Here is a 21,449-nt window from a genome sequence, read left to right as displayed (position 1 = left end):
GAAATCGTGAAAGAGGCAGTGATTGTTGGAGCATGCCGTACCCCTGTTGGTAGATTCGGGGGCGCCCTGAAGGCGGTCACCGATCGGGAATTGGGGACTCTGGTCATAAAAGAGGCTTTGAAACGGGCCGCCATTAGGCCCGACCAGGTCGAAGAAGTCATCTTCGCGCAACAGTATCGAACGGGTGTACTCCCTCCCAATATGGCCCGGCCTATTGCCGTGGACGCGGGCATTCCCATTCGAGTGCCCGAGTATACGGTAGCCAAGGCCTGCGGCGGTTCCCTAAAAACCGTGTTTCTGGCTGCTCAGTCCATAAAAGCGGGCGATGCCGACGTGATCGTCGCGGGTGGTCTCGAACACATGACCAATGCAGCGTACCTGCTGCCTACAGGGCGGTGGGGGGCTCGCCTGGGCCACGCGCAACTCATGGATCAGCTGGTGCTCTTTGACCCTATCAGCGGTAACACCATGGGCGAAACGGCTGAAAACGTGGCCGAGAAATACAAGGTCAGCCGGGAAGACCAGGATGCCTTCGCATTGCTCAGCCAGCAAAGGGCCAAGAGCGCCCTCGATCTGGGGCTGTTCGAACAGCAGATCGTGCCCGTACCCATACCCGCGAAAAAAGGTGAACCCGCTTATTTCACCGTAGACGAGCATCCTCGACCGGAAACCACGTTGCAGGGCCTGAGCAAACTCAAGCCCGTATTTCGGGAAGGCGGTACGGTCACAGCGGGTAATTCCAGTGGCATGAACGACGGAGCGGCAGCCATGGTGTTGGCTTCGCGGGACAAGGCCCGGGATCTGCAGCTCCAGCCCCTTGCCTCTATCGTCGGCTATGCATCCGTGGGAGTGGAACCTTCCATGATGGGCATCGGACCCGTGGATGCTACCCGTGAGGTGCTGAAGAGGACCGGGCTGACCATCGCCGATATCGACCTGGTGGAACTCAACGAGGCATTTTCCAGCCAATCCCTGGCCTGCATTCGCGAATTGGGTCTGGATGCGGACAGGGTCAATGTGAACGGCGGCGCCATAGCGCTGGGTCACCCTATCAGCGGCACGGGAGGAGTTATTCTCACCAAGCTGATGTACGAGATGCGGCGCAGGGGCTGTGAATTGGGTTTGGCCACCATGTGTCTGGGCGGCGGCCAGGGCGTGGCCCTGATCGTAAGAAACGAGGGTTAGAGATGCATGGGGAGCCTTTCTGAAGGAGGGTTCCCCATACCCTCCCAAGACTTCCGAATTGGGTCATCCCGAAGGCCGATGTCGGCCTACGGGATGACCCGGGGCTGCACGCTCTCTGTGGGGCCGAAAGTTCGGTCACGGGGAGTGGCCTGGAAACCACTCCCATTTCACGGGGGACCCGAGGACGCCTCCCGCCGGCTGGAGGACTCTTTGAAAAGGTTCTTTGGACACGTTGGTTTCCGGAGGTGATTTTGAACATCGCCACGCTGCTCGCCGATAGCGCCAAACGCGTTCCCCATCACCCAGCCGTGTTTTTCGATGGAAACACCGTCACGTATATAGACTTGGACCGGCGGAGCGATGCATTGGCCTGGGGCCTCAAGATGAACGGGCTCGAGCCGGGTCAGGTGTGCATTCTGATGCTGCCCAACTCCATCGAGTGGGTCACGGCCTACTATGCGCTGGCCAAGGTGGGAGCCGTCGTGGCGCCCGTGAACTTCCTGTACCGAACGGACGAGTTGCGGCATATATTCAGCGACTCGGGGGCGCGAGCGTTCATCGGCCACGCAGACCATCTCGGCTATGCCGGGCCGGTGCTCGAAGGCATGCCGCAGATCGAACTCCGTATCGCCGCCGGCCACGCGCCGCGGGCCTTCATGCCCCTCTCAGGGCTGTTTCATGAGAATGGGCCCTATCCGGTCTTTCCGGCGGCCGACGGAGATATCTGGGCGATCATCTACACATCCGGCACCACCGGGTTGCCCAAAGGAGCCATGCTGACCCACCTCAACCTCGCCGGCAATGCACGCACGATCAGCGACATGCGCTATACGGAGCCTCGCGACCTTTGCCTCGGGGTTTTGCCGTTGTTTCATATCTACGGCCAGACTTCCAGCCTCAACGCTTCGGTCTATCTGGGCCTCACCCTGCATCTTTGGGAACACTTCGACCCGGGACAGACCTTCAAAGCCATCGAGGACCTGGACAGCAGTTTCCTCATCGCCGTACCCACCATTTTCAACCGGTTGGCCGAAATGGCCGCGCAAAAGCCGCCCCGGCGCTCTTCATTGCGGTTTTGCATATCCGGCGGGGCTTCCATGCCGGTGGAAGTGCTCAAACGCTTTGAAGGACTGTTTAACACCGCCATCTACGAGGGCTACGGACTGACTGAATGCTCGCCGGTCTGCGTGGAGAACCCTTACAGATGTCCCTCGAGGCGAGGTGGGCGAACTGATCGTCCGGGGACCCGGAGTCATGAAGGGTTACCTGAACCAACCCGAGGCCACGGCCGCGGCCCTCAAGGGCGGCTGGCTGCACACCGGGGACATGGCGCGACAGGACGAGGACGGGTACATCTATATTGTAGATCGAAAAAAAGAACTCATCATCCGGGGCGGATACAACGTCTATCCCCGGGAGATCGAGGAAGTCCTGTACAAACATCCTGCTGTACTCGAGGCGGCTGTGGTGGGCGTGCCCAGCGAGGACCTGGGAGAAGAAGTGGCCGCCTTCGTTGTGGTTCGGCCCGGAGTAGCCGCCGACGAAAACGACATTCGAAGCTTTGTAAGGGAGCGGGTGGCTCCCTACAAGTATCCTAGGATCGTCCGGCTGATGGAGGAGTTGCCCAAGACCCACACCGGCAAGATTCTGAAGCGGCGGATCAAGCTCGATACTTGAGACCGGATCCCCGGGGATCGCTTCGCGGATGCCGGCAATACCATACCGTGGCTCCCAGCTCAGGTTCCATCCCCTCCGGTTCGGCGCGCCGTTCACTATCAACTCGGAAACAGCCTATATCACCCCGCCGTTCGGTTTCAACTTGTTCATCCCCGGAGGGAGTCGTACCTCGGCGGATCGACATGAGCGACGTCTCCCGATCCGCCTGTGCTTACGAACTGCTCCAGTTTCTTCGCCTGGGAATCGTGATGATCCGTCCCCAGCCGGCTCCCCGGCTCCTATCCGTAATGGTGGCTCGATGGAGTGGCGCCCGCTCTATAAGGTTCCCGTTCGTCCCTCTTCGAATCCGTATCCCGGTTCGGCCGAACCGCCAAGGCAGCGGCGTTTGTATTCGGCGATGTTGAACGACGATCAACGCGTTGCTATTGAACCGATTTACTCGTAACATGGCCATTGTATCCAAAACGTGACGGCCCGATTCGAGTTCGGGACCCGATCTATCCCTGATCCGGAAAGAGGGGACTCGGCCGGACCATACTCCTCGGCCTCCGGCCGGCTTTGGAAGACTACAGGAAGGGTTCTATGATGATCCATGGCGTCAGTCATCGAGGCTTCAAAAGGGATTCGAACGAGGATCGGTACCTTTGCCGGAAGCTGAATGACGGTTCCTTGCTCATGGCTGTCGCCGACGGCATGGGTGGACAGGCGGGCGGCGAGGTGGCCGCACAAATCGCTATCGACGTTATAGCCGAATTCGATCCCGCTCTCGAACCCGTAGAAGAACAGCTTGAGTCGCTGATCCGAGAAGCCGATTACAGAATACGGCGGAGGGCGGAGGAAAACACAGCGCTTGAGGGCATGGGGACCACGTTGACGATCGCCCTGGTCAAAGCGGGAGTCGCCTATTGGGCGCATTTGGGCGACAGCCGGCTTTACCTGTTCCGGGGACGCCGGCTTGCCGCCGTAACCGGAGATCATACCATACCCGGTTTTCTTCTGGCGGAAGGCAAGATTTCAAGGGAAGACGCCCGGGTTCACCCCATGAGAAGCGGCCTGCTGGATTGTGTCGGATGCGGCAGCCTGGATAAGGACTCGGGTGCATTCAACATATCTGAGGGTGACCTGCTCGTGCTGACAACGGATGGATTGCACGATTACGTATCCGAAGACACGATCCGTTCGATTCTGGATTCCGGCAAGAGCCTGGAGGACAGGTTTCGAGAACTCGTGAACGCCGCACTGGACGCGGGCGGTTATGATAACATAACCGTCGCGGGAGCGCAGTTCTGACGTTGAATGGGGGTAGGGACCCGAGGGTCCGATTGAACTGGAAACAGTCAACGATCACGGGCGGACTAGTGCAGGAACAGGTCTGACAACATGCTTGAAGCAGGGACAGTGCTGGACAACAAGTGGGTGATCCTCGAATCCCTCGGAAAAGGAGGAATGGGAGAGGTATATCGGGCCCACCAGTTGAATTTGAAGCGGGACGTGGCGATCAAGATCGTGTCGCGAGACTGGCTCGAGACGCTCGACGGGGATGAAGAGGAACTCGAGAACGCCCTTTCCAGGTTTCGGCGGGAGGTAAAGGCCACGGCTTCCATCCGACATCCGAACGTCATTCAGATTATTGACTACGGTTCAACAAAGGTGCGGATGGGCGGAGACGAAGTTCCCTTGGAGTATATCGCAATGGAGTACATTCCCGGCGCGACACTCCGGTTCACAATGTCGGAAGAGGGCTTTGAACCTGACGAAGAGCTCATGTCATCTTGGATAAAGGAATACTTCTTTCCCCTGCTCGAGGGCGTTGCAGCCATCCACGCTTCAGGAATGGTTCATCGGGATTTGAAACCGGAAAACGTTCTGATGGATGGAACCAATCCCAAGATAGTGGATTTCGGTCTAGCGGCCTCGCACTGTTTGGAGCCTATCACCGGATCGATCGACGTCAAAGGAACGGCGGCGTATATGTCTCCAGAACAATTCGTAGACCTCAAACGAACGGATGCAAGAACGGACATCTACGCGCTCGGCAAAATACTCTACGAGGCGATCGCCGGCAAAATGCCTCCCACGACCATTCCCTTCAGAACCGTGGAGCTGGAGCACCCGGAAAAGCCTCTTTTCAAAGAGTTGAATCAAATCATACGGACGGCCACCGCTGAAAAGAAAGAGGACAGATTCGAGTCGATGGGCGCTTTGCAAGCCGCCCTCAAAGAGGCTTTGACGGGGTGGGAAGCAAGCCGCGATCGGCAGGCGGGCGGTCCTAACGTTACGGTCGCGGCCGGTCTCCATCAGAAATGGATCTGGATCGGTATTTTCATCACGCTGTTGGCCGTTTCCGCCATGACCGTTTGGCACCTCTTAGGAAACCCCCAGTTATTCCGTGCTAAAGATACGGAACGGTCGAGCGTGATTCCAAAGGCGCCGGCAACCGTTGACGAAGAGAAGCGGCCCTCGGAAGTGGAAGAAAGACCCAAAACGGAACAGACGGTCGTGACTTCGAAGGCGCCGACCACCGTTGATGAGGAGAAATCGCCCAGGGAAGTTGAAAAAAGTCCGCGAACCGCTTCTCCACCGGATGATGTTCTGTCAGCCACGTTACGCGGAAAGGATGGAGCTGAACTCTATCTCGTTCCCGGCGGGACGGTGGCCGCCCCTCAGGACTTCGGTCCCCAAACGGGGAAGTCGGTCGATCTGCCGCCTTTCTACATGTCCGAAACGCTGGTGACGAACCACCAGTACGTCGAGTTCCTGAACGAAATGCTCTCGAAAATCGAAGTGGAGCAGGGTGTGGTTCGAGGAGACGGAAACATATGGCTGCTCCTGGGAGAGGTTGTTGGCGGTTACGATCCCATCGCATTCAGAGACGGAAGATTTCGTGTCACGGAAGCGGGTCATGCGTCCTGTCCCGTGGTGAGGGTCACAGCGTACGGAGCTTCCGCCTACGCGGCTTTTTGCGGCAGAAGGCTGCCCACGGATTTGGAATGGCTTCATGCCGTGAGGCTGGGGAAACCGGAACACCGGGAAGATGCGAAGGCGATTCAGGAGCCCGGGACGAAGAGCGGGACAACGAGCATGATGGAGCAGATGCATCCTCAGGCGCAGCCGTCCGCCGTCCGATCTCCGGAAGATCCGGCGTTTCCGTCCCCGGCGATGCTTTACCCTGCGAATGCCTTGGGAATTCGTGGGTTGAATCGAAACGTCGGCGAGTGGGGCATCCGGAAACGTCCCTCTGCATCGGAAAGCGGGGGCGATGCGAGTGAATATGTGATCCTGGCAGGTCAGGGAAAGGATTCGAAAGAGGCATCCGTGGTTCCGGGCCCTATTCCCCGCCAGCCCTGGGAGGCCTTCGAGGAAGTGGGTTTCCGCTGTGCGATGACTGCTTCAGCGCCTTCGACTGCGGGGCAGTAGAGGGAGGATTACGATTGCAGGTTTCGTTCGAAAAACTCGAGGGTGAGGCGCCAATTGTTGGCAAAGCCCTCCAACGACCAGATGTGACCTTCGTTTGGGACTAGTCTCAATTCAAAAGGCTTGTTGAGTTGTTCCAGGGCCTCGGCCAGACGTAACGTGTGCCGCACAGGCACCACGTCGTCCGCTTCCCCGTGAATCAGGAGCAGCGGACAGCGTATCCGGTCGACAAACAGGATGGAAGAACGGATGCGATACTCGTCGGGCGCCTGGTCCGGGAAGCCTCCGAACATGTCCGAAATCCACGGGTTCACGTTCACGTGGTCCACCATGTCCGTCGGCGTGCTCCAGAGCGCGCCCGCCCGAAAATAGTCGAACCGCTCCATGGCCAGGATGGCGTTGTGCGCCCCCCTCGAATATCCCATGATGCCCATCCCGGCCGGATCGATGTCGGGCCTGCCGAGCATCTCGTCGGCTAGATTCCCGATATCGGTGATTTCACCTTTTCCGTACTCCTGGCGCCCGCCCGATCCAGGATATCCCCGATGGATCATGGTTATGCCGACCATACCTCTCCGGGCCATTTGAACGGCCATGTGCTCATAAACGGGTTCATATCCACCGCCCGCGTGGTGAATCTGAACCGAGGCGCACGGCTTGTGTTCGCTTTCGGGTGAGGCCACGAAGACTTGGAGCCCTACGCCGTCACTGGTGAGGACAAAGCGCTCCTGGCGGACACCGTCGGTTCTCATTACAATTCCCGTGCTGCTTTAAGCGGATTCTTCGCGGGCTACATTTTGCCCCGCTCCGACCCCAGTTGTTTGAAAAAGTGCCCGATATGTTCGGGAGGCGTTCCGGCCGTTTCTCGCCGAGACAGACTGAGAGCCCCCGTGGGACAAGTACTCACACACAACCCGCACCCGATGCATCGGTCACTGTTGACGACGGCCAGGTCATCGTCCATTTGTATGGCTTCCATTTGACACCGGTCCACGCACGTCTCGCATCCTTCGCATGCATCGGAGTCCACCTCCGCGCAGAACGTCGCGTTTGCCACCAGCGCCGGTCGATCGAAGCGCTTCAGGCTATGGAGAAAGTCGCAACAGCACGAACAGCAGGCGCAAACGGCCACGGGGCGTTGGGAATTGGAAGGACTCAGCACCAGGCCCTCGCGGTCGCACATATCCAGGATCGACAGCGCCTCGTCAACGGAAACCTCGCGTCCCCAGCCGTTCTCGATATAGAACTTGGCCCCGGCCCCGAAGGCAAAACAGGTCTCCATCGGCCGTTTACAGGGATTGCCCAACAGTCCGGCTTTGACTCGACAGATGCAATCCGTCACGGAAATCAGCTTCTGTTGGCTTATCATGGATCGCACTTCCTCGTATTGATACACGCCGAGGTCGCTGTCCACGCTTTTGCTCACGGGCACCACCCGCAGGAAAGAGCTTTTGCCTTCCCCCCTGTGCAGTTCGTTATAAAAGGCCTCTTTGAGGTACTTGGCCTTTTTTTCGGCAAACTCCCGGTCCATGCGTTTTACGTGGTATTCGTAGATGCCCACGACAAAGGCTGCGCCGGAGAAGACGGTCTGTCCGTCTTTCTCGGATCGGAAAATGAGCCCCTTTTTGGACATGTCCATCAGCTTTTCCCGCATCCATTCGGCGTCTTTGCCGAGCCGTTCAGCCACAGCCTCTGCGGGTTCGGGTTTGAGACTCAAGGCGCAGGCGATTTCCGCTTCTTCAGGAGTAAACAGTTTTTGTAGAATCTCGAACTCCACGCCGAACTCATGAAGTATTACTTTCCTTTTGTTTATGCCCCACAGGCGCATTGCCCGCGAGAAAGCCGGGCCGGCATGGATGATGTTCCGATCACAGGGTATCCGGGAAACCGGCCCGAGACGGATTTCATAGGATTTCCCCCGGAGTGATTATCAAAAAAGTCCAGCGCCTCAACCAGGCAGCCCTATTTCACGATGGGCAGAACGGCTCGGAATTGGTCCGTGTTCGACCTTCGAACCCACTGGAAGATGACCATTTCCGTGGAAGTGATGACCGCTCCGGCGTCGCGAAACAGATCCACTGCGGTGATCCAGTCTTCTTTGAATCTGGATGCCACCGCATTCCGGACCAGGTGAACCTGATACCCGGATTGGATCAGATCCATTCCGGTCTGGAAAACGCATACATGGCTTTCCATCCCGGTGAGGATAATCTGTGAGCGATCGAACGAGCGTACCGTTTGTGGAAAGTCCCCTTCCAGGCACGCGCTGAAGTGTTCCTTCTGAAAAAAGGAAGCTTGCTTCAACATGGGGTCAAGCTGTGAAATCGTTGCGCCGAGTCCCTTTTTGTAGTGTTCGGTGACCAGAACCGGGATGTTGAGGACCGTTGCCGCGCGCACGAGCTGACTCACCCTGCGTACGGTTTCTTCCCATACGGATATGGCTTTCAGCATGGCCTCCTGTACGTCCACGACAAGCAACATACTTCGGTCGCGGTCCGCAATCATTGGATGACGCAAAGTGGGATACTCCCCTGGTGTGGGTTATTGGCGGAAACGATCTTCATTCCTAAAACGTGGCAGGGACGGACCGGACATCACCGGTTTCTCTCTACCTGCTGAAACGACCCCATGACGTCGGGCGCGCCGGGTTTTCCGGCCCCCGATGCTTCTCGACCCTAAGCCGATCTTCCCATTTGCAGAGCTCCGGGCATGTCCCCGGATTCTTTGAGCTTGTCGGAACAGACCTGCAGGGCTCGCAGCATCTGCATCTGCATGGCCCGATCCGGACCCAGGCAGTACGCCTCCTTGTAAGCCTGAAGGGCCTCAGCCCATCGTTTTTGGAATTTGAGGCAGTTGGCGATCTCCAACATGCAGTGGAGCTTCGTCTTGGAATTCTGCGCCATGCTCAAACGAAAATGCTCCATGGCTTCTTCCAGTCTTCCCAGGAACTCCAGTCGCCTTCCAAGGTAATACGTGACGCCCAACTCGTGAAAGGAGTTCTCGTACAGCTGCGACCCCGCCATCATGACGAACACGGCGGGAATTTTGAGAACCGGATGGGTAATGTTGACCACCAGGGGTTCGAATCCGATGCGCTGCAGGGCCGAGGTGCAACGCTCGAGTTCCTCGAGCAAATCTCCTGAAGACACATCCGGGAGCGACTGAATGGGAACGGCTTCACTATCATCGAACAGGTAAGTGGATTCGTTCCAATGCCGGAACTTCGGAAGAATTCCACCGGCGTAGTAGTCCTGCTTAAAATAGTCCACCGCCATCTGCTGGATCTCGGTCAGTACACGAATCAGGGCTTGTTCGGGATGGGTGGCCGTACCCGCGCAATAGACGATTTCGCTGTTGGGGAAGGTAGTTGGGTCGAACGCAATACCTGCTACGGTGGGAATGCCGGTGTCCAAACTGAAGTCCTTACATACGAGCTGTATATGGTTCCGCACGAATTTTCCGATCAAATCGCGCGCCACCGGGTTTCGGACCGTCTTTAGATCGATGGTGGGAACAGGATTCGCCTCAATGTTCACCACTGCGCTCACGTGCCGTTCCACCACTTCGCACAGCCCCTGGAGGATGGTTTCTTCCATGGTATTGCCGGCGCTCAGCCCATTGGTCCCCTGAATATCGGCAAACCACTCGTAAGGGAGCATGATGTCTTTATGCCGGACCAGGCTGTACGCCGGAACCCAGGCGAAAGGAAGAGACGAGAATTCCTCTTTGCATTCATCCGGCGCCGTAGCGTCCCGATTGGGCACTTTAAACAGATGGTCGAAAGGAATGAGATCACCCTCAGCTTCTCCTAGTGTGCCTTTCCGGTAGTTTTCGGGCCGGGGAAAATTCGCGTGGCTGAAACGCTCGACCATTTCCATCAAAGCGCTGGCGCGGCTCTGTTCGGGGGTAGGACCCTTACCCATGGTCTTTGGGGTGGGCGTGTTGCAGTCCTTTCCCACCTGGCACACGTATACGGGGATGTCCAGACGGCCGGAATCGATGCGGATCACCTCCTGGACCAGTTTGAGATCGAGACTTTCAAGCAGGCTTTCCAGGTTCCGGACCGTTTCCGAGGGCGGGATGGCCTTTTCGAGTCCCACGGTATGTCTTTTTGGAGTGTTTTTCAGTTGGACATTAGACTGTAGGTGTTTCGAGTGCTGCGTCATTGGTGCCCAGTTCTCTTTCTAAAAGTTGTTGATTCAACGCGAATGCTCTTTTCAGACTTCCTTTAGCACGGCCTACACGCGCCGCCCGGCGGGCCGGGGCCGGAGACCTTTGGACGGGAGACCCTGCACGGGGTCCGGGGGCATTCTTGATGAGGCGTCCCCGGCCCCGATGGTTACATGCGTACCGGACGGCGGGTTGGACCACTTGCTAACGGCGTCCGGAAGCGCTATGCCGGTTATCTCGCGCGCTTCAGGATAGCGCCCCATTTGACCAGCGCATTGGCCGCTGCGATCCAACCATGGGAGGATTCGTATACAGGCACTCCGATTTCTTCGATGGCCCGGTTCATTTTCTTGGTGTAGGGTCCTCCCGTGGCACCGCACAGGATCGGTTTATCCGATTTCCGGTTGATTCTGTCCAATGCTTCCACAATCCCTTCATCGAGGGGTGTGTCCTGAAACACGAACCAGTTCATGATGACATGTACATTGTCGTCTTTGAGCAGGCATTCCATGGCGAACGCGTAGTCGTCGGACGTTGCCGAGCCTGTTACGTCCACCGGATTCTTGCAGATATAGAAGGCCGGATAGTGCGCTTCCATTTCCTGGACGGACGATGGGTTCGGTCTGGCAATCTCTAGACCGTAACGATCGAACAGGTCTATGGCGTTGACCATGGGACCCGCTCCGTTACTGATCATGGATATTCAAGGCCCTTTTGCCGCCGGCTGCATGGAAAGCGCCTTGGTTACTCCCACCAGTTCCTCGTACGAGTCCACGGGCAGAATGCCCGCTTGTTTGAACGCACCCAAATAAACTCCGTAGGCGCCCCCATAAGCGCCGGTATGGGATTGGGCGGCCACGGCCGACCGCGAAGTTCGACCGGACTTATACAGCACGATGGGCTTCCGATGCCTGGAGATCACTTGTTTTGCCGCCTCGAGGAATTTGCGGCCGTCCCCCAGTCCTTCCACATAGGAACCGATGACTTTCGTGTTCTGATCCTCGGCCAGATAGAGGATCATGTCCGCCTCGTCCACGTCCACGCGGTTGCCGTAAGAAATCATTTTGCTGGCGCCCATGAGAGCGCATTCTTCGAGGAAACTGGCCCCATAGGTGCCGCTTTGAGTGATAAAGGAAATATTTCCGACCTTGGGCCTCACCATGCGTTCGTGAACCTGGAAAAAAGCGTCAAACCGGTTTTCCGCGTTGAAGCAACCGATGCAGTTGGGACCGATGACCCGGATGCCGTATTCCCGCGCTTTCAGATGGATTTCTCTTTCGAGCGCCGCCGCTTCGGCTCCCAATTCCTTCCCGCCGCCGGATACAATGAGTACGGCCGGAATGCCGAGGTCCTTGCATTGATCCAGAATACCGGGCACCAGGGCCAACCCCACGACGACCACGGCCAGATCGATCTTTTCGGGTATCTCCTGGAGGTTCTCGTAGCTCTTGAGTCCGAACACTTCCTTTCCGCCTTTTGTAATCGGAAAGACGTTTCCCTTGAATTCGTGATTGATCAAACTGTCCGCCACCGCGTTTCCGATTTTGCCCGGCGTAGTGGACGCTCCGATGAGAGCCACGTTCTTCGGCGCGAAGAATTTGTCCATGTTGGTGACATTGGGGCGTTCATCGCTGATCGTGGTTGCTTTTGGAACCTTGGAAAGGACGATTTTCGCATCCAGGGCCACGGCTTCCAACTCGTTGAGCAACACGGGATTGAAGTCCACGGTGTCATACAGGCCTGCGGCGTCCACGCCGAATTGTCCGATTTTCAGCATGGCCTCGATCAGGGCGCCTTCGGCGAGAGGAGGCTTTCCCCGGAACCCGCGCATCAGGATTTTGCCCTTGATCTCCTCGATCATGGCCTGGATATCTTCCCGTGTTGCGGGGAGTACCCGGAACGTCACATCGTTCAGCAGGTGAATATAGACGCCTCCGGTGCCTAACATGAGAACAGGGCCGAAATAGGGGTCGTTTTGGAGTCCGATAATCAGTTCCATATCGCCCTGAATCATTTCTTCGACCAGAAAGCCTTCCAAGGTTTCCGCCCGCTTGGACAAATTGCTCTCAATACGGTCGCAAGCGTTCTTCACTTCTTCGGGGGAGGCCAGATTCAGCGCCACGCCGCTCAGTTCCGTTTTGTGGAGGATCTCGGGGGAAACCGCTTTTACGACAACGGGAAATCCCACTTGTTTTGCGAATTGGACGGCCTCGCCGGCGGTTTTCGCCAAGGATCCTTCAGGCACGCTGACCCCGTACTCTTTGATGATCTTTTTGGATACGTGTTCCGGAACAATCGTCGCACCCTGTGAGGCGTACTTTTCACACAGAGATCTCATCTCGGCTTTCTGCATATTGGTCTCCCTCTCTTTATGTTATGCGAATGAAGAAAAAGCAGGAGTGGACGCGGCTATATGTCCGGCCGATTTCGAAAAAAACAGCCGTGCGCCAATGCTTGGATTCCGATCCCATTTAGTATGTGAAACAGAGCCTAAAGTCAAGGAGGGATGAGGCTGGGAAGCGAACTCCGGGTCATACGCAATCCAAGTCGATGCGTAAACGGGTTCCGTTGGATATGGAGAGCCATGTACGTACGTTTTTTATTGACACTCTCCGGGCCAGGCTTTATCTAAACTCGGACGGATTGAACCCGGTTTCGCCTCGCCGAGCCGCGAGCTTACTAAACTGATCGACAGGAAACGGATCTTGCCGACGGCGAATTTCAAGTACCTGGGGCCGACATGGATCCACGATGCGGCTGACGGCTGAACCAACAACTACAGGAAAAGGTAGATACGTATGACGAATGCGGAGTCTTCAGGAAATGGAGAGCGGTTGTTGTATAACCGAAAAAAGGACGCACAAGTTTCTTTCGTGCCGGAAAAACGGCAGTTTCGGGTTACGGTGGAAATGCAGGATCATGTTCACCATCTGCGTCTGACGATGATGGTCAAACACCCGTCCCTTAAAATCGTGGAAATCCAGTGCGAAATGGCCGGAGTTCCGGACCCGGTTTGCCGGGACGCCCAGAACTGTCTCGATGCTCTGATCGGAAAAAAAGTAGGTTCAGGGCTCGTAAAGGAGCTAAACGGAGACTGGAACAAACAGGGCTGCACCCATCTGAAAGACCTGTTTCATGAGGCCTGCTACTGTCTGACCCAGTCTCAAGACGTTCACGGTAAATACGAACTGGCCCAGCTCTTTCCCGGCATAACGGAGGAGCAGGTATATAAGATATTTTTCTGGTTCCGGCCGGATATCAAGAACGGTTGCCTGCGCTATACGCAGGATACTCCCTTCATGCAGAGAGTCCGGAGTACGGAGGCGCCGGAGGGCGCTGAAAAACTCAAGGCTATTGCCAAGAGCCAGCAGCAACAAGAAAAACAATAGCGATCAGCCGGAGCGGCGAGGATTTTTCGTTAAACGGCAAATAGAATATGGGAGGAACGGCTCTCGCCCCATTGTTACGGGGCTGGGCCGGGATGACTAAGACGGTAAGTTCTCTTTCGTAGGAATGACGAACAATAACCGATCGTTGACGGTTTGCGAAATCGAGTCGAAGCGGGTCTTTCTTGCGGAACCTATTCGTCGAGTTCCACGATGTCCGCCTCGTCGCTGATGTCAATACAGCCGATAACGCTCTGGGCTCCGGGACAGCCTTCAATATAGGAGGATAGTGCGTCGCGCGCGTCCGCGGTTTTGCCTTTGGGTACTTTCAAGTTGTATTTGACTCGGATTTGGGTGATTTTCAAGACACCATTGACGTTCTCGATGTCTCCTTCCACATCAGCCGAGTAGAGTTCTTCGAAGGTCTTGATCTTTTTTCCGGCCAGCACCGCGGCCAGTGTGCCCATCATTCAGGCCGCGATGGCGCTTACCATGTGGTCGAGGGTGGCGGGGTACTCCTCTTTGGGCTCCACCTTGTAGAACTTCTTGATTCCCCCGTGAACGCCATAGTGAATGACTCCGTCGAATCCTTCGATCACCGCTTTGCGAGTGGGACCCGATTCACGCACAATGTGGCTCCGGGTCGTGTGAACGATTTCTCCCATGAGTGTTCCTCCATGATGCTGCGTCGTTGTGCCGTGGACAAGAGGAGCGCTGGTATCGGTTTTTCCAATACGGTGCGCCCGGCCTAATCGAAATTATGTATAGGAAACCACAGCGTTGGTGGAACGGTCAAGCGAATGCGGACAAAGCTGGCTCGAGGAACGAAATCCAACAAATCCGGTTGACAAACGACGCCGGTTTGTAGCTTTTTGACATGATTCTAACATAATTGGGATAAAAATGCCGCCGGGAGAGAAGACGATAACACGTCGTCCGGTATGCCGCACTTTTAGTCGGGAGTACCCTATGGAGTTCGTTAAGACGCTGTTCGAGAAAGAAGTACTTACCATTTCGCTGAACCGGGTCGAGAAGAAAAACGCCTTGAACACCCGGACGCTGAATGAATTTGAAACCGTGCTCGATGACATACCCATGGATCGACCGCCGCGGGCCGTTGTGTTGAGGGGGGAAGGCCGCTGTTTTTGCGCCGGTGCGGACATCAGCGAACTCCACGCGTTCGACGAGTCGGGCATGCGGGAGTTCCATGATTTAAGGGAGCGCGTGTATACCAAACTGGAAGGTCTGCCGTGTCCCACCATGGCGGCGGTCGAGGGGTTTGCGTTGGGAACGGGCCTGGAACTGGCGTTGAGCGTTGATTTTCGCATCGCTTCGGAAAGCTCTTTCCTGGGGATTCCTTCTTCCCGGCTGGGGGTGACCGAAAGCTATCTTTACCTCGCTCGACTGGTTCGGACGGTCGGCCTGTCGCGGACCCGGTTTCTCGTATTTACCGCGGAGCGGCTCGGAGCTCGCGAGGCGCGCGATCTGGGCCTGGTCGAGCGGGTGTTTCCCGAGGCGGAATTCGAGGCGGGCTGCCGGTCCCTGGTGGATATCCTGGCAAGCAACGATCCTTCGGCCATGTTTCTATCGAAAAGAGTGCTCGCTGAGTGTGACCGGGATCCCTTTCTCGAGAACGTTCACGATCCGGCGTGGCCCATGCTGGAGTCCCTGGGGGGACACGCTATGAAGGACCGGACCCGGGCCTTTTTGAACAGAAAGGCTGCAAAATCGGATGGCGGAGGTGGAGACTGATATGAAAGACAAAGCCGGGGACGGAAAAGGCTGGTGGGATTCATCGATTATTCAGGTGCGGCCCAATCAGTTGATGATTCGGGGGTATCCCCTCGAGGAGTTGATGGGGCGCGTCTCTTTTGGCGAAATGGCCTATCTCATGGTCGCGGGAGATCTTCCGAAGGATCGCAAGATCAGCGGTTTGTTGGACGCCTTGCTCGTGGCTGTGTGCGACCACGGGGCCAACTCGCCCGCCGTGGCCACTTCGATCATGGCTGCGACCTGCGGCATTCCTCTGAATTGTGTCATGGCGTCAGGGATGAACCTGCTCGGGCGCATTCACGGTGGTCCCATAGAAGAGGCTGCGAATCTCTTCTATCGAACGGAGCGCATTATTCTCGAAACCAGCCGCACGCCGGAGAGCGTTATCCGCGACACCTGTGAAACCTATCTTACGGACAAGCGCTACGTTCCTGGGTACGGCCATCCCGTGCACGACAAGGATCCGCGGGTCGTCAAGCTGTTTGAAATGGTCGAGGAAGCGCGGGCCGAAGGCGTGGTTTCCGGTCGATTCATGCGGTGGGCCCGAATCTTCGAGGAAGTACTTCCAGGGGTATTTTCCAAAGAGCGGATACCCATAAACGTGGATGGCGGAGGAGCCGTGGTGCTGTGTGAATGCGGCGTCCCCGCCGAAGCCGCCATGGGGTTCGTATGCCTCTCGCGCGGTCTGGGACTGATGGCGCACGGCTTCGAAACGCAGATGCGCAAGGAACGCATCAAAGCGCCCATGCCCCCGGATCTGATCGGCGAGCACATGACCTATTCCGGACCGCCTCTGCGCGAACTTCCGGAAGCGTATGAAGACGCGGAAGCGGGAAGAGGCGGCGCCCGGAAGAAGGCGGAATGACATGGAGGCCTCTCGCGATCCGTTGCACGGGCGGCGTTGACACGGGACAAAGCCGGGCTATCTTTCAAGAGAAAAAGCTGCTATCTTATAAACGGCTTAGAAGCCCGTTGAAAAGGCCGGGTTGTTACAGGCCGTTGAAAAACGATGAGATGCAAGGCGCGCAAATCCCGAAGAATGAGGCGTACATAGAGTACGTCGCAGTGACGAGGGATGAAGCGTCACGCCTTGGCGTGACCGCGGATCGCGTTTTTCAACAGCCTGTCAGGCATTTTGCATAAGGGTCCAAACACGGGGGATCCACCGGCGCGTCGGATTCCCGGAGTGGTGATCATGTTCGTTCAATTCTTTTATTTATTGCGGGATTCCGGGGTTCCCGTGACCCCCACCGCATTTTTGAGACTGCATAACGCACTGTCCACCGGGCTCGTGAGCAGTCTGGACGATTTCTACATCGGCGCGCGCGCCATCCTGGTAAAAAGCGAGCGCTATTTCGACACCTACGATCGGGTGTTCGCTCATCATTTCAAAGGAGTCGAGCTTCCCGACCTTTCAGCCATCGAGCTGGAAGAGGCCGTGAAGGCGCTTCTCGAGGAGTGGCTGACGAACCCGGACGATCTGGCCGACCTGCTGGGCGTCGACAGGGAAACGCTCCGTGAAATGTCACCCCAGGAACGTCTCAAGTACGCCCTGGAACGGCTCAAAGACCATGGAGCCTCCAACAGCAACAGCCGATGGATGGGGCAGAAGCTTACGGCCCAGGAACTGATCGAGTATTTCCTCGAAATGCTGAAGAGCCAGAAGGGCGCTCACCACGGCGGCTACAAATGGATCGGCACTCGAGGATATTCCCCGGTCGGCCATTCGGGGAATCATCCGGAGGGTATGCGCGTGGGGGGTGTTTCCCGCAACAAGTCCGCGATCAAAGTGGCCATGGACAGACGCTACCGCGACTATTCGCAGGAAGGACCGCTGACCCAATCCCAGATGGGGGAGGCCCTCAAACGGCTGCGGAACATGATCCCTTTTGGACCCAAGGACCGGGTGAATATCGATGAGACCATCCGGACTACCATGAAAAACGCCGGGGAGATCGAGATCGAGTTTGAACGCAGCCTGCGGGACCGGCTCAAGGTGCTGCTGATGATCGACAACGGCGGCTGGTCCATGGACCCTTACGTGGAAGTGGTGCAGACCCTGTTCAGCTACTCGAGGTCCCGTTTCAAAGATCTGAAGACCTATTACTTTCATAATACGATTTACGATGCTGTCTGGGAAGATGCGCCCCGCATGCGCAAACCGAAGCGGCTCGAGGAATTCGGAAACATGGACCGAGAGTGCCGGCTGGTCATCGTGGGCGACGCCAGCATGGCGCCGTACGAACTCATGGCCACGGACGGGTCCATACATCTCGAGGAACGATCTATCAGTCCGAGCGTAGAACGGCTGAAGTTTCTGGCCAAGCAGTTCCCCCATTCCGTATGGCTCAACCCGACTCGCAGGCAGGAGTGGGACTACGTCCAGACCATTATCGCCATTCGCAGGATCTTTTCCATGTTCGAGTTGACGCTGGACGGCCTGGAAAAAGCGGTAACGCATCTAAGGAGCCGCAACTGAGAAGTGACAACAGGGACAAAGAAGCCGGGAAGCGCGAATCCCGCGCCGGTGTTTGGCCCTGAGACGGCTTCTGCGTGAGTCCGAAACCCATCCCGCGATCGCGCCAAAGGTCGCGGATGTTTTTTTGTCATCACGGGGGAAAAGCGTTTGAAAACGTTTTCCTCCCGTACCGTTCTTAAATTTCGGGAGGGGTTTGGAGGGACCTTTTTCAGCCGGCTTCCCGAAATGCAGCGAGTTGAAACGCTTTTTTCCGACAACCTTCATCCTTGAAAGAACGGAGGATCATCTTCATGGAAACAACGGCAGCGATTCAAGCGTGGCGGAGCATACGCAAATTCAAGAGCGAGCCGATCCCGGAAGCCGCTCTGCGGAGTGTGTTGGAAGCGGGGAGGCGCGCGCCTTCCTGGGAAAACGTCCAGCCGTGGCATTTCATCGTGGTCGAGGAAGCGGCCGCAAAAGAGAAGCTGGCAAAGCTGGCGTCCGGGCAAAAGCAGGTTGCGCGCGCTCCGGTGGTAATTGCCGTCTGCGGCGATCTTACCGCATGGGACAAACCCAAGAACCGTGAAGCCCTTATGGGCCTGGTGGAAGCGGGTGTCATGAAAATCTCCGCGGAGATCGTCGACAACGTAATTCTGAAAGACCCCGTTTTCTGTGTGGCCGAACATGGGCCCGCCATGATCCTGGCCCGCACGTTCGAACAGCTGGGGATCGCCTACGCCTTCATGGGCATCGAAGCCGTGAACCAGGGCTTGGGCATGTGCATCGTGGGTGCGCTCAGCAATGAAGCCACCGGCACTCAGAAAGAACTCTACGACGAGGTGAAGGCTTTGTTGGGGATCCCCGATCGTATGTATGTGCTGGCGCTGCTTACACTCGGAATCCCGGACGAACAACCCAAAGCCCGTCCCCGCAAGGATTTCGACGCCGTCGTATCCAGAGACAAAGTCGGCCGGAAGTTCTGATTTCCTTTCCTGTCCATCCAAAGGTTCCTCGGGAATCCGCCGCCGGCGGATTCCCTATACTCCACACCGAAAAAGGACGACATGAAACAGGTACGCTTGATCAGTATGCCCTTCGCCAGTGTGCGCTACCCTTCCGGCGCGCTGAGCCTGCTGAAATCTCTTCTGGAAAAGGAAGGGGTCGGCTGTGATGTCGCCTATCTGAATATCGCTTTCCAGACCTATATGGGCCATCATGAGATTTATGAGGGTATTGCCGATCTGATCATGGTCGGTGAATGGATATTTGGAGAAAAGCTGTTCGGGAAGGAGTGGGCGGAGTCGGACAGGGGGAGGATCGAGAACCTTACGGCTCCCTTGCTGCCGGGGGGATTCGACGTCAACAATGCGCAGGGCGCTTTGAACTCCTTGCGCTCCCTGGCGGTCCGTTTCGTGGATAAGTGCCTGGATGGTCTCGACTGGGACGAATACGACATCATCGGCTTCAGCTCGGTGTACAGTCAGCACGTGGCCTCGCTGGCCCTGGCAAAGGGCATCAAAGAGCGGTGGCCCGATAAGATCGTCGCGTTCGGCGGCGCCAATTGCAGAGAAGAAATGGGCCTGAGCCTGCTTCGCCTGTTTCCGTTCGTCGACTGGGTGGTGAACGGCGAGGCCGATCTGGCCTTTCCCAGGGCCGTCACCCAATGGTTTTCCGGAAAACCTCCCGAGGGCATTCCGGGTATCCTTTTTCGGCATAACGGGCGCATCGTGGATCAAGGATCGGGCGAGGCTCCGGACCTGGATCTTCTGCCGTACCCCAATTTTGACGACTATTTCGGAGCGCTGAAGAAATGGGCCCCGGACTTCCTTGCCTCTGCCCCCATTTCCCTCGAGTTTTCAAGGGGATGCTGGTGGGGCAAGAAATCGCAATGCATATTCTGCGGATTGAACTGCAGGAAACCGAATTATCGTTCCAAGACCGCCCGGCGGGCTGAAACCGAGATCAAGGCCCTGGTGGAACAGTACAACGTGGACAAGGTCATACTGACCGACTCGGTTCTGAACATGGCTTTTTTCAAGAATCTGTTCCCGGCGTTGGCGGAATGGGGCCGGCTGGAAGAGCTGTTTCTCGAAGCCAGGGCCAACCTGAGCAACGATCAGGTTCAAGCCTTGAGTTACGTCGGAGTGAAGCTGTTCCAGCCGGGCATCGAAAGCCTGGACTCGGAAATGCTCGATTACATGCGAAAAGGAAGCTCGCTTCTGCAAAACGTCCAGTTCCTCAAATGGACCAGGCAATACGGCATGTATCCCACTTGGAATCTCCTGTACGGGTTTCCCGGAGAAAACCCCGAAGCCTATCGCCGCATGGTCGATCTGGTCCCTCTGCTGGTGCATCTCGCCCCGCCCATGGCCGTGAGCCCGGTGCTGCTGGTCCGCTTCAGCCCCCTGTTCGAGCAGAGAGAGGATTGGGGACTGACCAATGTCCATGCGCATGCCGGATACCGATCCCTCTATCCCTTCGAACAAAAAGACCTGGACGAATTGGCCTCGTTTTTCGATTGCGATTTCGACGGCAAAGAGAACATTCCCTCGTATGTAGATCCGTTGAAGGACGTGGTGGCCGAGTGGAAGGATTCCTGGAAGCAACCGGAGCCTCCCTCGCTGATCTATTACACGCGGCCGGACAACAAGATCGTGATGCACGATACCCGGCCGTGTGGAATGAAGGCGGAGGTCGGATTGGAGGGAGACACGGCCCTGGCTTACCTGGCTTGTGACTCGGAACGGGAATTCGAATCCCTGGCAAAGGAGATTCAGGAGCAGGCGGGTGAATCATATGGCGGAGACGCCTCCCTGCGCGACAGCCTCGACGATCTGGTCGAGCGCCGTCTGATGCTGCGGGAGAACGACCGGTATCTCAGCCTGGCCGTGGCGCCCGGACAGGACCTCGACATCTCGGAGGAATGGTCCGGTTTCCACGAAACCAATATCGGGGTCCAGTAACCGCATGAAGGCCTTTATGGTATGGGGTCTCTCCTGCGGACCCGTATGAACTGCTCCTTCCGAAAACCGTAGGTGGTAGAGGAGATGAGTATGAGAAAAGCCTCCGCAAATGCCTGGTATGTGTTTCTGCCGCTGCTTCTGGTGGGTTTGGGATGTGCTGCCGGGCAAACGTCCCAAAAATCCGTAACCCTGCTTACCGATGACCGGAAGGAACTCGCTGCCGTCTATTATCCGGCGCCTGCTCCTGATGCTCCGGTCGTTATTCTACTGCCGGATACCCGCTGCGATAAAAACCATTTCGCCGGTTTTCCTTCCAAACTGAACGAAGCCGGGTTCGGCGTCTTGGCTATGGATTTCAGATACAAGCAGCTCGTTGCGATGGCGGGGAGCAAAACCCGGCAGATCAGCGCAATCCAAAAGCAG

General features: G+C 56.8%; 19 protein-coding genes and 1 pseudogene. 12 read left to right on the top strand and 8 right to left on the bottom strand.

All coding sequences use genetic code 11. The features are described 5' to 3' along the window. The first annotated feature begins 6 nt into the window (after window positions 1-6). The 5 genes and pseudogenes from HY788_02750 to HY788_02730 all read left to right on the top strand — a co-directional run bounded on the left by HY788_02750 (window position 7) and on the right by HY788_02730 (window position 6,279). A complete protein-coding gene (locus HY788_02750) occupies window positions 7-1,185 on the top strand; it encodes an acetyl-CoA C-acetyltransferase (protein MBI4773094.1) in 1,179 nt (392 codons plus the stop codon). A gap of 65 nt (window positions 1,186-1,250) precedes the next feature. Then, window positions 1,251-2,390, top strand: a pseudogene (locus HY788_02745) (AMP-binding protein). Between the two features lie 49 nt (window positions 2,391-2,439). After that, entirely contained in the window at window positions 2,440-2,862 is a 423-nt protein-coding gene (locus tag HY788_02740; protein MBI4773093.1) for an AMP-binding protein, read from the top strand. Window positions 2,863-3,444: 582 nt separating this feature from the next. Beyond that, window positions 3,445-4,152, top strand: a complete 708-nt coding sequence (locus tag HY788_02735; GenBank protein ID MBI4773092.1) for a serine/threonine-protein phosphatase — start codon at window positions 3,445-3,447, stop codon at window positions 4,150-4,152. A 90-nt stretch (window positions 4,153-4,242) separates the two neighbouring features. After that, complete coding sequence (locus HY788_02730; protein MBI4773091.1) at window positions 4,243-6,279, top strand: protein kinase; 2,037 nt, start codon at window positions 4,243-4,245, stop codon at window positions 6,277-6,279. Between the two features lie 8 nt (window positions 6,280-6,287). Here the strand turns inward: HY788_02730 and HY788_02725 are convergent, their stop codons facing one another. From HY788_02725 to HY788_02700, 6 genes are all read right to left on the bottom strand, one after another. After that, window positions 6,288-7,028 (bottom strand): prolyl oligopeptidase family serine peptidase, encoded by a 741-nt coding sequence (locus HY788_02725; protein ID MBI4773090.1) that lies wholly within the window; start codon window positions 7,026-7,028, stop codon window positions 6,288-6,290. 38 nt (window positions 7,029-7,066) lie between these two features. Beyond that, on the bottom strand, window positions 7,067-8,053 hold the full coding sequence (locus HY788_02720) for a 4Fe-4S binding protein (protein ID MBI4773089.1): 987 nt from the start codon (window positions 8,051-8,053) through the stop codon (window positions 7,067-7,069). 185 nt (window positions 8,054-8,238) lie between these two features. Next, entirely contained in the window at window positions 8,239-8,781 is a 543-nt protein-coding gene (locus HY788_02715) for an isochorismatase family protein (GenBank protein ID MBI4773088.1), read from the bottom strand. A gap of 170 nt (window positions 8,782-8,951) precedes the next feature. Further along, entirely contained in the window at window positions 8,952-10,442 is a 1,491-nt protein-coding gene (locus tag HY788_02710) for a YcaO-like family protein (protein ID MBI4773087.1), read from the bottom strand. A gap of 236 nt (window positions 10,443-10,678) precedes the next feature. Beyond that, complete coding sequence (locus tag HY788_02705; protein MBI4773086.1) at window positions 10,679-11,143, bottom strand: hypothetical protein; 465 nt, start codon at window positions 11,141-11,143, stop codon at window positions 10,679-10,681. Between the two features lie 6 nt (window positions 11,144-11,149). Then, the gene (locus HY788_02700; GenBank protein ID MBI4773085.1) at window positions 11,150-12,799 is read right to left on the bottom strand and encodes an acetate--CoA ligase family protein; all 1,650 of its coding nucleotides are present in this window, start codon (window positions 12,797-12,799) and stop codon (window positions 11,150-11,152) included. A 445-nt stretch (window positions 12,800-13,244) separates the two neighbouring features. Here HY788_02700 and HY788_02695 point away from each other — a divergent pair, with 445 nt between their 5' ends. After that, on the top strand, window positions 13,245-13,835 hold the full coding sequence (locus tag HY788_02695) for a DUF2889 domain-containing protein (protein ID MBI4773084.1): 591 nt from the start codon (window positions 13,245-13,247) through the stop codon (window positions 13,833-13,835). Between the two features lie 191 nt (window positions 13,836-14,026). On the opposite strand, the gene HY788_02690 is transcribed toward HY788_02695, so the two are convergent. After that, on the bottom strand, window positions 14,027-14,302 hold the full coding sequence (locus tag HY788_02690; GenBank protein ID MBI4773083.1) for an OsmC family protein: 276 nt from the start codon (window positions 14,300-14,302) through the stop codon (window positions 14,027-14,029). Further along, entirely contained in the window at window positions 14,303-14,497 is a 195-nt protein-coding gene (locus HY788_02685) for a hypothetical protein (GenBank protein MBI4773082.1), read from the bottom strand. It abuts the gene before it with no gap. Between the two features lie 304 nt (window positions 14,498-14,801). On the opposite strand from HY788_02685, the gene HY788_02680 reads away from it, so the two are divergent. From HY788_02680 to HY788_02655, 6 genes are all read left to right on the top strand, one after another. Then, window positions 14,802-15,584, top strand: a complete 783-nt coding sequence (locus tag HY788_02680) for an enoyl-CoA hydratase/isomerase family protein (GenBank protein MBI4773081.1) — start codon at window positions 14,802-14,804, stop codon at window positions 15,582-15,584. Between the two features lies 1 nt (window position 15,585). Further along, window positions 15,586-16,470: a citryl-CoA lyase gene (locus HY788_02675; GenBank protein MBI4773080.1), complete on the top strand. Its 885-nt coding sequence runs from the start codon at window positions 15,586-15,588 to the stop codon at window positions 16,468-16,470. Between the two features lie 330 nt (window positions 16,471-16,800). Then, window positions 16,801-18,084 carry a hypothetical protein gene (locus tag HY788_02670; protein MBI4773079.1) on the top strand — a complete coding sequence of 428 codons (1,284 nt, stop codon included), beginning with the start codon at window positions 16,801-16,803 and terminating at the stop codon, window positions 18,082-18,084. A 290-nt stretch (window positions 18,085-18,374) separates the two neighbouring features. Further along, window positions 18,375-19,046: a nitroreductase family protein gene (locus tag HY788_02665; GenBank protein MBI4773078.1), complete on the top strand. Its 672-nt coding sequence runs from the start codon at window positions 18,375-18,377 to the stop codon at window positions 19,044-19,046. 81 nt (window positions 19,047-19,127) lie between these two features. Then, a complete protein-coding gene (locus HY788_02660) occupies window positions 19,128-21,026 on the top strand; it encodes a RiPP maturation radical SAM protein 1 (GenBank protein ID MBI4773077.1) in 1,899 nt (632 codons plus the stop codon). Between the two features lie 90 nt (window positions 21,027-21,116). Then, window positions 21,117-21,449: hypothetical protein (locus tag HY788_02655; GenBank protein ID MBI4773076.1), on the top strand; the 333-nt coding region annotated here is incomplete at its 3' end.

This window comes from Deltaproteobacteria bacterium, from assembly GCA_016208165.1.
Lineage (GTDB): Bacteria > Desulfobacterota > Desulfarculia > JACQYL01 > JACQYL01 > JACQYL01.
This window is presented reverse-complemented; position numbering and strand designations above follow the sequence as displayed.

What these genes read in the sequence shown, in the direction of transcription:
- HY788_02735 (MBI4773092.1), top strand. Translation starts at nt 3,445, where the DNA reads ATGATGATCCATGGCGTCAGTCATCGAGGCTTCAAAAGGGATTCGAAC.
- HY788_02725 (MBI4773090.1), bottom strand. Translation starts at nt 7,028, where the DNA reads ATGAGAACCGACGGTGTCCGCCAGGAGCGCTTTGTCCTCACCAGTGAC.
- HY788_02710 (MBI4773087.1), bottom strand. Translation starts at nt 10,442, where the DNA reads ATGACGCAGCACTCGAAACACCTACAGTCTAATGTCCAACTGAAAAAC.
- HY788_02675 (MBI4773080.1), top strand. Translation starts at nt 15,586, where the DNA reads ATGAAAGACAAAGCCGGGGACGGAAAAGGCTGGTGGGATTCATCGATT.
- HY788_02695 (MBI4773084.1), top strand. Translation starts at nt 13,245, where the DNA reads ATGACGAATGCGGAGTCTTCAGGAAATGGAGAGCGGTTGTTGTATAAC.
- HY788_02730 (MBI4773091.1), top strand. Translation starts at nt 4,243, where the DNA reads ATGCTTGAAGCAGGGACAGTGCTGGACAACAAGTGGGTGATCCTCGAA.
- HY788_02685 (MBI4773082.1), bottom strand. Translation starts at nt 14,497, where the DNA reads ATGGGAGAAATCGTTCACACGACCCGGAGCCACATTGTGCGTGAATCG.
- HY788_02715 (MBI4773088.1), bottom strand. Translation starts at nt 8,781, where the DNA reads ATGATTGCGGACCGCGACCGAAGTATGTTGCTTGTCGTGGACGTACAG.
- HY788_02660 (MBI4773077.1), top strand. Translation starts at nt 19,128, where the DNA reads ATGAAACAGGTACGCTTGATCAGTATGCCCTTCGCCAGTGTGCGCTAC.
- HY788_02690 (MBI4773083.1), bottom strand. Translation starts at nt 14,302, where the DNA reads ATGATGGGCACACTGGCCGCGGTGCTGGCCGGAAAAAAGATCAAGACC.
- HY788_02700 (MBI4773085.1), bottom strand. Translation starts at nt 12,799, where the DNA reads ATGCAGAAAGCCGAGATGAGATCTCTGTGTGAAAAGTACGCCTCACAG.
- HY788_02670 (MBI4773079.1), top strand. Translation starts at nt 16,801, where the DNA reads ATGTTCGTTCAATTCTTTTATTTATTGCGGGATTCCGGGGTTCCCGTG.
- HY788_02680 (MBI4773081.1), top strand. Translation starts at nt 14,802, where the DNA reads ATGGAGTTCGTTAAGACGCTGTTCGAGAAAGAAGTACTTACCATTTCG.
- HY788_02665 (MBI4773078.1), top strand. Translation starts at nt 18,375, where the DNA reads ATGGAAACAACGGCAGCGATTCAAGCGTGGCGGAGCATACGCAAATTC.
- HY788_02740 (MBI4773093.1), top strand. Translation starts at nt 2,440, where the DNA reads ATGAAGGGTTACCTGAACCAACCCGAGGCCACGGCCGCGGCCCTCAAG.
- HY788_02705 (MBI4773086.1), bottom strand. Translation starts at nt 11,143, where the DNA reads ATGATCAGTAACGGAGCGGGTCCCATGGTCAACGCCATAGACCTGTTC.